Here is a 14124-nt window from a genome sequence, read left to right on the forward strand (position 1 = left end):
AGGAGAGGTCCTCGTCGTCGAACCCCATCGCCCGGAACATCGAGCGGTGCGGGGCGCGCTCGACGCCCTCGGTCACGTCCCTGCTCCGCAGGTCCTCGTCCTTCTCGCCGGCGAACCGGTCCGTGTCGCCCCCGCGTCGACGGGGGGACTCCCCCTCGTCGGATCGTGGCTGCTGTTCGCTCATACCCCTCCCTGTCGCTCGGGGGTCTTAAACGGCCGCAACGGGGCGAGGGTTGCTCGGGGCGGCGAACGGGTTCGGTCGGCGCCCGGGTCCGCGCGCTCCGGGCGGACTCACACCCGCGTCTTCAGCTCCACCCGATAGCCGAACGGATCCCTGACGTACACCGCTCCGGCCTCCCCGGTCGCGCCGAGCGGCGAGTCGAGCGTCTTCTCGACCTCGACGTCCGCCGCGTCCAGTTCGGCCTCGATCTCGTCGGCGGACTCCTCGACGACGACGGCGACGTGGTCGTAGTTCGTCGCCGTCGGCGGCTCGAACTCGTCGGTCGGCCAGCAGTGGATCACCGCCGTCGCCGACAGCCGCACGTCGAAGAACGGCTTCTCGCCGGCCGCGTACAGCGCGTCTTCGATGCCAAAGCCGAGCCGCTCGCCGTAGAACGCCCGCGCGTCGTCGGCGCCGTCCTCGGGGATCCGGAGGTTGACGTGGTCGATGTGGCGTGCCCGCATGGGATCCGATTCGGTGCGGGAGCGCAAAAGTCGACGGGAATCTTCGGGCGTGAGATCGGTCGCGTGGCATATACGGATAGAAGTGTCTGTATCACGCATGACCAAGCTCGATCGGTCTGCACGCGTCGCCGCCGTCGTCGGCATCGCCGCGCTCGCGGCCGTCGCGTTCCTCGCGCTCGTCGTCGGGTTCCCGGCCTCGAACGCGGCCGGTGGCACGGGGATGATGGGCGGCGCCGGGATGATGGCCGGGTCGGGGCTCCTCCCGTTCGTCTTCTTCCCGCTCACATTCCTCGCGTTCGCGGGCCTCCTCGCGCTCGGTTACGTCGGGGTTCGCGCGGTCGCGAGCGCGGGCGAGGACGGGGACGACCGGGTCGACGAGGGCGCAGGACGCGACCCGATCGCCCGACTCCAGCGTCGGTACGCCGAGGGGGAACTCACCGAGGCCGAGTTCGAGCGGGCGCTGGATCGCGAACTCGCCGACGAGACGGTCGACGGGGACGGGGCGCCCGAGGGCGCGGAGCGCTCGGCGTCGCTGCGAGAACGGTAGCGGAACGTCGTCCGGACGAGGCCGGTCAGGCGAACGCTTTCAGGATCCCCGCGCCGTCGGTGCTCCGGCCGAGGTCCGGGAGCGTGGCGCGCTCGGGGTGGGGCATGAGGACGGCCACCGTCTCGCGCTCGCCGAGGACCCCGGCGACGCCGTCTGTGGAGCCGTTCGGGTTGGCCGCGTCGGTGACGTTCCCGTCGGCGTCGCAGTAGCGGAAGAGCACGCGGTCGTCGGCGACGAGGTCGGCGTGGGCGTCCTCGCCGATCTCGAAGCGCCCCTCGCCGTGCGCGATGGGAACCTCGATCACGTCGCCCGCGTCGTAGGCGACGGTCCAGGGCGTGTCCGCGCGTTCGACGCGCAGGTGGACCGGCTCGCACTGGAAGCGCGCGGAGGCGTTGGTGGTGAACGCGCCGGGGGTGAGCCCGGACTCGGAGCCGATCTGCGCGCCGTTACAGACGCCGATCACCGGGACGCCGTCCTCGGCGGCCTCGCGGACCTCGCCCATGATCGGGGCGCGGGCGGCCATCGCGCCGGCGCGGAGGTAGTCGCCGTACGAGAAGCCGCCGGGGAGGACGACCCCCTCGGTGTCGTCCGGGAGCCCGTCCTCGTGCCAGACGCGCTCGGCGTCGATCCCGAGGTAGTCGAGCGCCCGGACCGCGTCGCGGTCGCAGTTGGAGCCGCCGAACTGGACGACGGCGACCGTCATCGCTCGGCGACCGCGACGTCGTAGTCGTGGATGGTCGGGTTCGCGAGGAGCCGCTCGGCCATCTCGTCGGCGCGGTCGGCGGCCTCGTCGGCGTCGCCCGCCTCCAGATCTACCTCGAACCGGTCGGCCGACCGCAGGTCCGACAGCTCGAACCCGAGTCGTTCGAGGGCCCGCTGGGTCGTCTCGGCCTCCGGGTCGAGGACGCCCCGCTTCAGGCGGACCGTCACCGTCGCGGTGTATGCCGTCATGGCCGGTACTGCGGAGTCGTGTGTAAAAACCGTTTTGGAACGCCTCTTCTATCCACGTGCGTGGATACATATCGGTCGATCGTGGGGGTGGCGTGGTCGGCGCGGAGCGAAAGGGGCAAACCCCTCCGTGACTTGGTGACGGGTGTATGCAGCCGCTCGAACCATCGGAGGTGATCGTCGCATGACCCGCGAACTGACCGAGATCACTGTCGTCGGAGGAGACAAGACCGGACTCATCGCGCGGGTCACCTCCCTGCTGTTCGAGCGGGGAATCAACATCGAGGACCTCGACCAGGCGGTCCGCGAGGGCGTCTTCCGGATGACGACCCGCGTGGACGCCTCCGAGATGGAGACCTCGCGGGGCGAACTCCGGCGCGCGCTCGCGGAGCTCGGCCGCGAGCTCGACGTCGACATCCAGGTGCGGTTCCCGAGCGACCGCGACGCCCGCCGGATCGCGCTCCTCGTCACGAAGGAGACCCACGCCCCCGAGGCGCTGTTGGAGGCCGAGGCCAACAACGAGCTCGCCGACGACGGCGAGGAGGCCGAGATACCGGTCGTCATCGGCAACCGCGGCGATCTCCGGTCGCTCGCGGAGCGCTACGACAAGCCGTTCTACGACGTGGGCGACGGGAGCGGGAACACCGACGAGGAGCGCCTGCTCGACCTGCTGGCCGAGTACGACGTGGACCTGATCGCGCTGGCCCGCTACATGCGGATCCTCTCGCCCGAGGTCGTCTTCCGGTACGAGGGCCGGATCATCAACGTCCACCCCTCGCTGCTGCCGGCGTTCCCCGGCGCGGAGGCGTACCGGCAGGCGAAAGACGCCGGCGTCCGCATCGCCGGCGTCACCGCCCACTACGTGACGACCGACCTCGACCAGGGGCCCGTGATCGCCCAGCGCGCCTTCGACGTGCCCGCCGGCGCCGAGGTCTCGGAGATCAAGCGCCGCGGGCAGCCGCTGGAGGCCGACGTGCTGCTCGACGCGGTCCGGCTCCACCTCGCCGACGCGATCGCGATCCACCGCGGCACGGTCCACGTCCGCGAGGACGCCGACGTCGACGCCCAGCTCGGGCTCAGCGAGGCCGCGATCGACGCTAACCCCGACGAACCGGTCGACGGCGAGCCGCTGTCGCGCTCCGAGACGCCGCCGGTCGAGAGCGACTGACCGGCGCCGGGCGGGAGCGCGGCGACCGAAATCGCGACGACCGGAAGCGGCCCACCGTCCCGTGCGACCCTTTTAAACCGCCGAGCGCGTAGGAACCGTCGATGCCGACGACCGGTCCCCCCTCGCGGTTCGCCGCCGATGCCCGCGCCGCCGTCGGGCGCGACGAGCGCCTGATCCTCCTGTCTCTCCTGTTGCTCTCCCTCGCGGCGCTCGCGGTCTTCCTCCACTACACGACGCTGATCCTCGGCGGCCTTCCGGACGTAATCCCCTCGGTAATTCCGGGGCCGTGAGGGCGTCGCAGCCGCGGGCGCCCGCTCACGACTCGTCGCCGTCGTCGCTCTCCTCACTCTCCTCGATCGACTCCGTGACGCGGGCGTGGAACTCTTGAAGCACCGCCGACTCGTCCTCGGCGAGCACCGTGTCGGAGTCGACGAGCGTCGCGAGCCCGAACGAGAGCGGCGTCGGCGAGTCGACGGCGTGGTGAACGATTTCGATGTCGCCGTCCGCGACCTCGCCGAGCACCTCCTGGATCCCGGCGACGTCGAGCCGGTCCTCTAACAGCTCCCGGTACGTCTCCTCGGCGACGGCGAACTCGTCGAGTTCGTCCGCGAACGAGAGCAGCATCTCGGCCGACACCTGCTGTTCGGCCGCGGTCTTCTCGTACCCCTTGTACCGCTTCAGGATGAGCAGCGACCGGGCCGCGTCGATCCGGAAGTAGCGCTGGTGGAGGTCCGTCCCCCGCACCGCCTCGCGGAGGTCCTCCCGGACCGTCTCGGGGTCGAGCCCGCGGAGGATCGCGGCGACGTCGACCTTGCGGTTCAGCGGGAGCGCGAGCGAGAAGCCCCGGTCCGCGACCGCGACGGCGACGTTCGCGTCCGTGCGGTCCGCGACCGCGGCGGCGACGAGCCGCGAGAGGCCGTCGTTGAATCGCCGGCCGTAGTTGGAGTGGACGTAGAATCTGCGCTTGTACTCGGCGCGGTCGAGCTCTTCCTCGACGACCAGCCGCGAGGGGGTCGGGACGCTCTCGGTGCCCGCGTACGCGACCTGCTCGTCGTAGGTCCGGGCGATCGCCCTGACCGCGTTCCCGTCGAGAGGGAACTCGCGGAGCCACGCGCGGACCGCGGGCGGTCCGCCCTCGGCGAGCCGGTCGAGCAGCTCGCCCTGGAACGCCAACACCTCCCGCGCGAGGTCGTACGAGAGGGGCAGCCGCTCGGAGTACCAGGAGGGAACGGTCGGGCGCTCGCTCGTCCGGTCGACGTACACCTTCGAGCCGCGCCGGTACCGGAAGGCGAACCGCTCGCCGCCGAGCGAGAACACGTCCCCCGACTCCAGCGTGTCGAGGTAGCTCTCGTCGAGCGTCCCGACCGGCTCCCCGTCGCGCGTGAGCACCTGACAGCTGAACGAGTCCGGGATGGTGCCGATGTTCGTCATGTAGATGACCCGCGCGAGCCGGCCGCGCTTCCCGACGAGGCGCTCGCCGACCGGGTGGCCCTCGTGGTGGTGCTCCCCGCCCGGCGGGTCGTTCTCGTCGCGCCACACCTTCGGGTAGACGTTCCTGTCGGCGAGCCCCTCGTAGTCGGCCGTGAGGTACCGCATCAGCCGCTCGTACTCGTCCTCGCCGAAGTCGCGGTACGGGTGGGCGCGCCGGAGCGTCTCGCGGACCTCTCGGTCGGGACGGATCCGGTTTATCGCCATTCCGTAGACGTGCTGGGCGGCCACGTCGTAGGCGCCCTCGGGGAGGAAGACGCGGTCGACGAAGCCGTCCTCGGCGCGGGCGAGCATCGCCGCGCACTCGACCAGCTCGTCGCGGTCGAGCGCGAACACCCGCCCCTCGACCGTCTCGCCGGGGCTGTGGCCCGCGCGACCGACGCGCTGGAGCAGCGCCGCGACCGACTTCGGCGACCCCACCTGTACGACCAGGTCGAGGTGCGGCATGTCGATGCCGAGCTCCAGGCTCGTCGACGTGGTCACCACGTCGAGCTCGCCCGCCTTCAGCCCCTCCTCGATCCGGGTGCGCTGGCCCTCGCCGAGGCTCCCGTGGTGACAGCCGGAATCCGACTCGTCGTAGCCGAAGCGCTCGCGGAGCTCTTGGAGGGTGCGCTCCGCACCCGAGCGGGAGTTCGTGAACACCAGCGTGTTCTCGTGGCCCTCGATCAGCTCGCGGAGGGACTCGTAGAACCGGTCGGTGACGACCGACCGGGAGGTGTGGATCAGGTCGGCCGCCGGCGTCCGGAGCTCCAGGTCGAACTCCCGGACGAACCGCGCGTCCACCAGCTCGTACGGCCGGGGTTCGAGTCCGGACTCGCCGCCGACCTCCCCGGAAACCCGTTCGCGCCCGACGAGGAACTCGGCGACCTCGTCGAGCGGCTCGACCGTCGCCGAGCAGCCGATCCGGGTCGGCGAGCCGTCCGCCAGCTCCGTGAGCCGCTCCAGCGAGACGGCGAGGTGCGCGCCGCGCTTGTTCGCCGCCAGCGAGTGGATCTCGTCGACGATCACGTACTCGACGGTCCGGAGCTTCTCCTTGAACTTCGGGGAGTTGAGCAGGATGGCCAGCGTCTCCGGCGTGGTGTTGAGCACGTGCGGCGTCTCCTCCAGCATCGCCTGCCGGTCGGCCTTGCTCGTGTCGCCGTGGCGGATCGCCTGGCGGACGCCGGGGTCGGCGTCGTCGCCCGGTTCGCCGGCCGCCGACAGCTCCGCCGCGATCCCCTCGATCGGAGCCTCCAGGTTGCGCTTGATGTCGTTCGCGAGCGACTTCAGCGGCGAGACGTATAGGCAGTACACCGAGTTCTCCAGCTCTCCCGCCCGCTCGCGGGCGAAGAGGTCGTCGAGCACGGCGGTGAAGGAGGCGAGCGTCTTCCCGCTGCCGGTCGGCGCGGCGACGAGGCAGTTCCGCCCCTCGTCGACGTGCGGGATCGCCTCGCGCTGCGGCGGGGTGAAGAAGCCCCCGTTCTCGCCGACGTACGCGCCGAACTCCGAGACCCACCACCGCCGGACCGGCGGCGAGAGCCGGTCGAGCACGCCGGCGTCCGGGAGCGGGACCGACTCCGGGTCGAACTCGACGGAGGGGGCGTCGCGTCCGGCGAGCGCCTCGCGGAGGAGCGCCCGCGCCGACGGGCGCTCCGCGCCGCGGTCCGTGAGTTCCGTCACTGTCGCGTACGTGGGCGCGCGCAGGGATATCGGTTGCGTCGGTGGCCGCGCGCTCGCTCGCGTCGGCGGCCGTACGCGAACCGCCTCGTTTATCCGCGGTCCGTCCGTGGCGCCGCACGTATGAGTGGAACCTCGCCGGCGACGGAGCGGGAGATAGACCGCAACCTGTTCGTCACCGTCTCGGGGCCGCCGGGGTGCGGGGCGACGACGCTGGTCGAGGGGCTCGCCGAGGCGCTCGACTGCGGCTACGTCTCCGGGGGCGAGCTGTTCCGCGAGATCGCCGCCGAGCGCGACATGAGCCTCTCGCAGCTGATCGCGAAGACCGGCGAGTCGGAGGAGATCGACCGCGCGCTCGACCGGCGGCTCCGCCGGATCGCCGAGAAGTGGGGGGCCGCGAACAAGGCGTTCATCTTGGAGTCGCGCCTCGCCGGGTGGATCGCCGGGAACCGCGCCGACGTCCGGATCTGGCTCGACGCGCCCGACGAGGTGCGCGCCGACCGGACGCTCGACCGCGAGGAGATGACCTCCGAGATGCAGGTCCGCGAGGTGATAGAGGAGAAGCGCTACAAGTCGTACTACGGGATCGACCTCTCCGACCGCTCCATCTACGACCTCGCGATCAACACGGGTCGGTGGAACGTCGAGACGACGCTCGACGTCGCGCTCACCGCCATCGAGGGGTACGACGTCGAGGCCGACGAGGGCGCGTTCGACACGCCCGACTTCGAGATCTGAGACGCCCCTACGCGTCGAACGCGAAGACCGCGCTGAAGTGGTTGACGTGCCAGGGGCCGGGGTAGACGCCCCATGTCTGGTCGTCGTAGTGGTAGGCGCCGACGAAGTGGATCTCGTCCTCCTCGCGCAGATCGTTGTCGATCCGGATCAGATCCTCGGCGTTCTGCTCGTAGTCGTCCGCCTCGCCGACGAACGGGACCGGACCGTCCTCGACCGGGTCGTCGATGTCCTCGCCCTTGAGCGGTCGGAACCCGGGGACACCGCTCAGCTCGCCGCCCTCCTGGAAGAGCTTGATCTCTCCGTCGCCGTCACCGTCGACGGTGAAGTCGTTCTCGGACTCGCCGTCGCTGTCGAACTTCGGCCCGAGGTTGTGGAAGCCGACGAGGGCGTTCCCCCGCGGCGTCACGAACGGGTCGTCCGGATCGAGGTCGCTGTCCTCGGCGAGGGCCGAGAACTTGACTACCCAGATCGTGTACTGCCCGTTCGGGATGCCGTCTTCGACCTTGATATTGACGCGCGTTCCCTTGTTCGGATTCGTCCCGCCGACGATGGCGTGACCGCCGACCTCACTGTACTCCCCCCAGGTTATCGGCTTCCAGCCCTCGTCGTAGCCGTCGTCGCGGTCGTACCCCTCGGGCGGCTCGACGATCTGGTGTTTCCCGTCGTTCAGCGGGCGGTTGAGTATCGCGTCGTACTCCTCGTTCTCCGCGATGATCTCGTTGAGCGGGACCGAGACCGGACCCGGATCGTACAGTTCGGTGTCGTCGCCGAACGGCGCCGCGTCGTCGGCGGCGTTCGTGATGAAGTTCGGGTTCGTCAGGACGTTGATGTGCGCCTTGTTCTTGGCGTCGCCGGCGTCGCCGTTCCCGCCGTTCTCGCCGTTTCCGTTCCCGTTGCTCGCGCTCGCCGCAGCGCTCGAGAGCCCGGCGAACCCCGCGGTGCCGAGGAAGCCGAGCGCGGCCCGCCGCGACGTCTGTCCGAACGCTGCTCCGTCTCGCTTGGATGGATGTGTCTCGTCGGTCATGGAATTCCGTCGGATACCGCATATGGACTGCGGAACCGGCGGATATTAGCTCTGGTTCAGTCGTGTGTCCGTAATAAACGATAGCGATCGATTTATGTTTCAACTCACCTGAATTAAAACTCCGCCAGCGGCCGGGAGAAACCGTTCACAGCGTGATCACGTGGTCGACGCCGACCTCGCCGAGCGCCGCGTAGAGGTCGGGGAAGCAGCCGACCGTCGCGCCCTCGACCGTGTTCGTCGGCTCGTAACGGTCCCGCCCGTGCTCGTCGGTGCGGTCGAACTCGGCGAGCCCGCGGCGGGTCGCGCACTGGTCGCACAGCATGAGGAGGATGTCCCGCTCGTCCGCCACGTCGGCGAGCCGCTGTCCCAGCGGGTCGTCCTCGCGGAGGGCGTACGTGTTGTCGTGGAAGAAGAACATGCCGACCACGTCGGCGCCGTGGGCCTCGGCCTCCAGCTGCGGGAGGATCATGTCCCCGAGCACGTAGTCGATGGTCTGTCCGGCCGTCGCGAAGACGTAGGCGACTTTCATACGTCGGGGACGACGGGAGAGGGGATTGCTCCGCGGGCACCGGCAGGGTTCCCCGCCGTCTGTGACGAGTGTCGACCGCGGCTGCGGAGCGTCGACCGCGGCGGAAGCGAGTCCGCCGTCAGACGACGACGGAGCCGAACGGATACCTTCCCGTCTCCGCCGTCCACACCGTCCCGTCCGCGATGTCGACCAGTGAGATCAGGTCGTCGTCGTAGTGCGAGACGACCAATCGGTCGCCGACCCGGGTCGCGACGAGTCCCGGCGCCGATGTCTCGACGACGCCGCCAGACAGCGACCGGAGCCCGGCGGCGGCCGCGTCGAGCACCCACCGCTCCCCGCCGATCTCGAACAGGTCGACTGGGCGATCGAACCCCTCGTGGACCGCGACGAGCCCGAGGTCGCTGTCGAACTCGTGGACGACGCCGTCCCCGCGGCCGGGAACGAAGACGCGGTCGGCGGTGACGACGAGATCGTACGGGTCCGCGCCGACCGCGGCCGCGCCGATGACGGGGTCGTCGGTCGGGGCGTCCGCCCCGTCGCGTCCGACGCAATCCTCGCTCGCATCGAACGCGACGACCCGATCGCCCGCCTGGTCGACGGCGTACCCGCGGTCGCCGTCGGGGCCGACCGCGACGCCCTGCACCCGGGCGCCGGCGCCGATGTCGACGGCGCCGGGTCGGTCGCGGGCGACGGGGTCCACGACGTCGACGACGCCCGCTCGTCGACTGCCGGCGTAGAGCCGGCCCTCGTCGGGGGAAACCGCGACCTCGTGGGGCTCGGCGCCGACCCCGATCCGGGTGACGAGCGTCAGCGACTCGGGGTCGACCACGGCGAGCGCGTCGCCAGCGGTACAGGAGACGAACAGCTCGCCGTTCGCGCTCGCGAAGTGGGATGGACCGAGCACGCCGGTCTCGATCCGCGAGACGGCACCGTCCGGGTCGACCGCGGTGACCGCCCGCTCGCCCATCGTCGTGACGAAGGTCCGACCCGCGGCGGTCGTCGCGTGAACCGGGTGGCTGCCGACCGGGACCTCGCCCAGCGGCTCCCCGTCGGCGAGCGCGAACAGCGCGAGGACGTCGTCGCCCTCGCAGGGGACGGCGACGAGACGGTCGGAACGTGGCTCGGAGCCGCCCTCGGTCATCCCGTACAGGAGAAGTCGCCGCTGCCGTCGTCGCCGCCGACGCTCCCCTCCGCCTCGATCACGACGCTCGTCGCGGTCTCGACGGGGTACCGGCCGCGGTCGCCCTCGACGTTCGCCCACTCGCCGAAGCCGCCGTCGTACACGCGCACGTCTTCGAAGCCGACCGCCCGGAGCGTCAGCCACGTCGACGTGGGATCGACGTTGTCGTCGCCGTAGACCACGACCGTGCCCGCGCGGTCCAGCTCCGCCTCGCCCTCGTACAGCTGCACGAGGCGCCCGGGCTCGGTCATCCGCCGGCCGGCGACGTTGCCGACCCAGTGGACGCCGATCGCGCCCGGGAGGTGGCCGTGGCGGTCGTTGTCGAGGTTCAGGGCGTCGGCGGCGGGCGCGCCGAGGTACGCCTCCGGGGCGCGAACGTCGACGAGGCCGGGGCCCTCACCGTTGAACGTCCCGACGCGCTCGGCGAGCCACTCGCGGGTGACCCACGCCGACTCGGCGGGGTCGGGCGCGTACTCGGTCGGCGTGACCCGGTCCCGAGAGCCCGTCCCGAGCCGGCCGTTCCAGCCGGAGAGGCCCCCGTTGAGGACGCGGATCGAGCCCTCGTGGCCCAGCGCCGCGAGCGCGAACGCGGTGCGCGTCACCCGCGACCCGACGCTCGCGCCGTAGACGAGGACATCGTCGTCGGGAGACACGCCGACCTCGCCGAACGCGGCCGCGATCGCCTCGACGTCCGGGACCAGGCCGGTGTCGGTCGACTCCCGGCTCGTGATCGCGTCGAACGGGACGCGTCTGGCGCCGTATATCCGCTCCTCGCGGAAGCGCTCGGCGTTTCGCGCGTCGAGGACGACGACGTCGTCGCGGTTGTCGGCGAGCCAGCTCGGCCCGACGAAGTGGGCGACGTTCCCGGTCACCTCGTTCCGCGCGGCGACGTCGGCGGGGGTCGTGACGCCGAGGCAGCCCGCCGTGCTCGCCGCGCCGGCGACCGTCGCGCCCGCCGCGGCTCGGAGGAGCCCGCGACGGGTCGACGCCGGGTCCGGCTCGCGCTCGTCGGGGTCGTCATCGGCATTCCCGTCATCGGGCGCGTCGTCGGGGATCATCCGCAGTAGCAGTGGTCGTCCATGCACCACGACGCCTCCATCTCGCCGAACGTGATGCCGAGCGAGGCGAGCGAGGCCTGCACCCGCGACACCGCGTCCTCCTCCGGACGGACGGTGCCGGCGACCGCGCCGGTGGGCGCCTCGCCGGCCTCGACCGTCGCGACGACCTCGCGGCTCGCGTGGTCGATCACGGCGACCTGGTTCGCGTCCTGCACGGGGACGTACAGCTTCTCGCGGTTCGGTCCCCACGCGCCGGCGATGCTGCTGCCGCCGACGTCGAGGGTCGTCTCGTACTCGTTCGCCTCCAGGTCGATCACGCCGACGCCCTCGCCGGGGATGAAGAGGTACGCGGCGGTGTTGTCCGGCGCGACCTCGCTCGTGATCGGCGCGCCCGGGAGCCCGTCGTCGCGGGTGACCTTCGCGACCTCCTCCGGGTTCTCCGGGTCGGAGATGTCCCAGACGCTCTCGGAGCCCTCGCGGGGCACCTCGGGGTCGCCGCCGAGCGTCCCCTCGCCGTTCTCGACGAGGAGGAGCTCCCCGTCGAAGGAGGCGGTACACATGAACGGGAGGACGTTCCCCTCGGTCACGGGCTCGCCGGCGTCGACGCGGTTCACCGTCTCGAACGGGTCGACGCTCAGCACGCGGATCGCCTCGTCGGCGACGTCGACGACGAAGGCGTAGTCGCCGTTCGGCCCGAGCGTCATGTCACAGGGGCCGACGTAGCCGGTCTCGATCTCGGCGGTCACCTCCCCGAAGGTGTCGCTGTCGCGGTTCGCGTCGACGCGGAAGATGGCGTGGTTCGCGTCCCCCTCGGGCTCCATCCCGGTCGTCCCGCCGGAGGCGATCAGGAGGTGTTCGCCGTCGGGGGTCACGTTCGGGTAGTTCGGGCCGTACCCCGTCTCGACGAAGGCGAGCTCCTCCAGCGTGCGCTGGTCGAACGCCCGGACGCCGCCCGAGACGTTCAGCCAGAGCACGTCGTGCTCGTCGTCGATTCCCGTGGAGTACTGGTTGGCCGGGAAGGAGGCTGTCGTGCCGAGGAACGCGGTCGTGAGCAGCTCGTCGCTCTCGGTGTCGATGACGCTCAGCGTCCGGTCGCCGTTGTTGAAGACGAACATCGTCGGCGCGGCCTCGTCTCCGGTCCCGCCGTCGCTTCCCCCGGAACAGCCGGCCAGCGCCGTCGTCGCGCCGACGGCGCCGGAGGCCTGCAGGAGGCGTCGTCGGTCGATCCCGTCGGCGAAGGGATTCCGCCGGTCGTCGTTGGCCAGCTCGCTCCCCTTCGCGGGACGCGGTCCCGCGCCGCCCGACGCGCCGGTCGCCCCGTCGGCCGGGGCGCCCGGCGTCGCGTCGTTCGATCCGCAGCCGCAGTCGTCGCTCATACCGTCACGACGCGGCTCGCGCGTAAAGGGCTCTCGGACGCGCGCTTCGTTGCCCCGTGTGTGATATAAGAGCAAATGTTGCTCGTTCCTCAGACCGGTGCGCACCGTTACCGTCTTCAGCGACGTTTTAGGTGCGGGCACACTCCCCCCGGTAATGATGCTCTCGCCCGTCGCTTACGTCGGGATATCGATCGCGGTCGGGCTCTCGTTCGGGGTGCTCTTACAGAAGGCGCGGTTCTGCTTCGTCAGCGCGTTCCGGGACTTCGTCGCGTTCAAAGACACCCGCGTGCTGAAGGGATTACTCGCCGGTATCGCCGTGATGACCGTCTTCTGGAGCGTTCAGGCGACGTTCGGCTACTTCCGCGGCTTCTGGACGCCCGCCTGGGGGCTCGGGTCGCTGTTCGGCGGCTTCGTCTTCGGGCTCGGCATGACCCTCGCCGGCGGCTGCGCCTCCGGGACCCTCTACCGCGCCGGGCAGGGATACCTCCAGTTCTGGCTCGTCCTCCTCTTCATGTTCGTCGGCTACGTCCTCTTCGCGTTCGCGTTCCCGGTCGCGGAGACGTACTACTTCCAGACGCTGAACCCGTTCGAGGGGCAGACGCTGTACCTCTCACTCCCGTTCTCGCCGGCGGTCACGGGCGCGCTGGCGGTCGCCGTCGGCACCCTCGCGTACGCGTTCGTGAAGGGAAAAAGCGCCCTCCCGGACGACCCGTCCGGCGGCACCGGCGTGGGGGCCGACACCCGCGCGCAGGCCGCGCTCGGCGCCTCCCGGACGGTCTCGGCTGTCTCGGTCGGCCTGCGCGGCATCGCCGACGGCACGGTCGAGTACGTCCGCGCGCTGTTCAACGACGACCGGCCGCTGAAAGCCCGGCTCCGCGACTCGTGGGACGCGCGGACCGCGGGCGTGGCGATGGCGCTCGTCGCGAGCCTCTGGTTCTACGTCCACGGCCACTGGGCGATCACCGGCAGCGAGGCGCGCTGGGCCGGCTACCTGCTCGCGGGCGCCGGCTTCGACGTGGCGAGCGTCGAGTACTGGGGGTCGATCCTGTTCCGCGACGGCGACATCTCGCTGACCATCGACATGGTGATGATCGCGTCGCTGATCGTCGGCTCCTTCCTCGCCGCGTACGCCTCCGGCGACTTCCGGGTCCGAAAGCCGAAGCTGAATCGCGTGCCGAACTACGCCGTCGGCGGGCTCCTCATGGGCGTCGGCTCGCGGCTCGCCGCCGGCTGCAACATCGCGAACCTCTTCTCCGGCATCGCGCTGCTCTCGGTCCACTCCTTCCTCGCCGGCGCGGGGATCATCCTCGGCGTCTACGTGATGACCCACTACATGTACCGCGAGGTCGGCTGCGCGATTTAAATGGGGTTCTCGATCGAATTCGGGTTCGGCAATTAGTACGGTAGCGGATCGATTTCCCGGTGCACAACTGCTGGTGGATCGTCAACGGACACCTCCAAAGCCCCAGCCGTGAGGGCGACGCACGCTCGCTGTGCTCCTCGGTCGCTCACTCCGTTCGCTCCCTGCGGTGCTTGGCGTCGCCTGCGTCGCCCTCACGGCTGCCCCTTTGAGTCCCGCCCCCGCACCGCTCCGCACAGCACCTCACGCCTCCCCAGCCTCGTCGCTCACTTCGTTCGCGACTCCCTCGCACGCGCTGATTCGCGGCCGCCGGGGGCGGCCGCTCGCAGGCGCGCGCCACCGCACCGGATAGTGAGTACCGAATCGGC

The 14124-nt window shown here is 70.8% G+C and carries 14 protein-coding genes and 1 pseudogene; 5 read left to right on the top strand and 10 right to left on the bottom strand.

Translation table 11 applies throughout. The features are described 5' to 3' along the window. Together SD626R_RS09130 and SD626R_RS09135 are read right to left on the bottom strand one after the other, a co-directional pair. A pseudogene (locus SD626R_RS09130) lies at positions 1–184 on the bottom strand (dihydroxy-acid dehydratase); the annotation flags it as partial. A gap of 107 nt (positions 185–291) precedes the next feature. Continuing rightward, complete coding sequence (locus tag SD626R_RS09135; protein ID WP_092565896.1) at positions 292–684, bottom strand: VOC family protein; 393 nt, start codon at positions 682–684, stop codon at positions 292–294. A 97-nt stretch (positions 685–781) separates the two neighbouring features. Between SD626R_RS09135 and SD626R_RS17060 the strand changes: the two genes are divergently transcribed. Continuing rightward, the gene (locus SD626R_RS17060; RefSeq protein WP_241996706.1) at positions 782–1231 is read left to right on the top strand and encodes an SHOCT domain-containing protein; all 450 of its coding nucleotides are present in this window, start codon (positions 782–784) and stop codon (positions 1229–1231) included. Between the two features lie 25 nt (positions 1232–1256). On the opposite strand, the gene purQ is transcribed toward SD626R_RS17060, so the two are convergent. Both purQ and purS read right to left on the bottom strand, forming a co-directional pair. Then, the gene (gene purQ, locus SD626R_RS09145; protein ID WP_092565898.1) at positions 1257–1934 is read right to left on the bottom strand and encodes a phosphoribosylformylglycinamidine synthase I; all 678 of its coding nucleotides are present in this window, start codon (positions 1932–1934) and stop codon (positions 1257–1259) included. After that, complete coding sequence (gene purS, locus SD626R_RS09150; protein WP_092565900.1) at positions 1931–2182, bottom strand: phosphoribosylformylglycinamidine synthase subunit PurS; 252 nt, start codon at positions 2180–2182, stop codon at positions 1931–1933. Before purS ends, purQ begins: the two co-directional genes overlap by 4 nt. Before the next feature lie 181 nt (positions 2183–2363). Here purS and SD626R_RS09155 point away from each other — a divergent pair, with 181 nt between their 5' ends. Then, positions 2364–3347 (top strand): formyltetrahydrofolate deformylase, encoded by a 984-nt coding sequence (locus SD626R_RS09155; RefSeq protein WP_092565902.1) that lies wholly within the window; start codon positions 2364–2366, stop codon positions 3345–3347. A gap of 101 nt (positions 3348–3448) precedes the next feature. After that, complete coding sequence (locus tag SD626R_RS09160; RefSeq protein WP_092565904.1) at positions 3449–3637, top strand: hypothetical protein; 189 nt, start codon at positions 3449–3451, stop codon at positions 3635–3637. Between the two features lie 25 nt (positions 3638–3662). Here the strand turns inward: SD626R_RS09160 and SD626R_RS09165 are convergent, their stop codons facing one another. Continuing rightward, on the bottom strand, positions 3663–6494 hold the full coding sequence (locus tag SD626R_RS09165) for an ATP-dependent helicase (protein WP_092565906.1): 2832 nt from the start codon (positions 6492–6494) through the stop codon (positions 3663–3665). Between the two features lie 120 nt (positions 6495–6614). Between SD626R_RS09165 and cmk the strand changes: the two genes are divergently transcribed. Then, a complete protein-coding gene (cmk, locus tag SD626R_RS09170; protein ID WP_092565908.1) occupies positions 6615–7229 on the top strand; it encodes a (d)CMP kinase in 615 nt (204 codons plus the stop codon). A 7-nt stretch (positions 7230–7236) separates the two neighbouring features. Here cmk and SD626R_RS09175 read toward each other — a convergent pair whose 3' ends face one another. The 5 genes from SD626R_RS09175 to SD626R_RS09195 all read right to left on the bottom strand — a co-directional run bounded on the left by SD626R_RS09175 (position 7237) and on the right by SD626R_RS09195 (position 12396). After that, a complete protein-coding gene (locus SD626R_RS09175) occupies positions 7237–8253 on the bottom strand; it encodes a hypothetical protein (RefSeq protein WP_092565910.1) in 1017 nt (338 codons plus the stop codon). A 145-nt stretch (positions 8254–8398) separates the two neighbouring features. After that, complete coding sequence (locus SD626R_RS09180; RefSeq protein WP_092565912.1) at positions 8399–8782, bottom strand: SaoD/DsrE family protein; 384 nt, start codon at positions 8780–8782, stop codon at positions 8399–8401. A gap of 118 nt (positions 8783–8900) precedes the next feature. After that, on the bottom strand, positions 8901–9923 hold the full coding sequence (locus tag SD626R_RS09185) for a YncE family protein (RefSeq protein ID WP_092565914.1): 1023 nt from the start codon (positions 9921–9923) through the stop codon (positions 8901–8903). Beyond that, positions 9920–11047: a sulfurtransferase gene (locus tag SD626R_RS09190; protein WP_241996708.1), complete on the bottom strand. Its 1128-nt coding sequence runs from the start codon at positions 11045–11047 to the stop codon at positions 9920–9922. Before SD626R_RS09190 ends, SD626R_RS09185 begins: the two co-directional genes overlap by 4 nt. Beyond that, entirely contained in the window at positions 11017–12396 is a 1380-nt protein-coding gene (locus SD626R_RS09195) for a beta-propeller fold lactonase family protein (protein WP_092565918.1), read from the bottom strand. The genes SD626R_RS09190 and SD626R_RS09195 overlap by 31 nt, the downstream gene beginning before the upstream one ends. Before the next feature lie 154 nt (positions 12397–12550). On the opposite strand from SD626R_RS09195, the gene SD626R_RS09200 reads away from it, so the two are divergent. Then, on the top strand, positions 12551–13759 hold the full coding sequence (locus tag SD626R_RS09200) for a YeeE/YedE family protein (RefSeq protein ID WP_092565920.1): 1209 nt from the start codon (positions 12551–12553) through the stop codon (positions 13757–13759). Positions 13760–14124: the final 365 nt, after the last annotated feature.

Origin of the sequence: Halorubrum sp. SD626R, assembly GCF_001261915.1 — an archaeon.
Taxonomy (GTDB): Archaea; Halobacteriota; Halobacteria; order Halobacteriales; family Haloferacaceae; genus Halorubrum.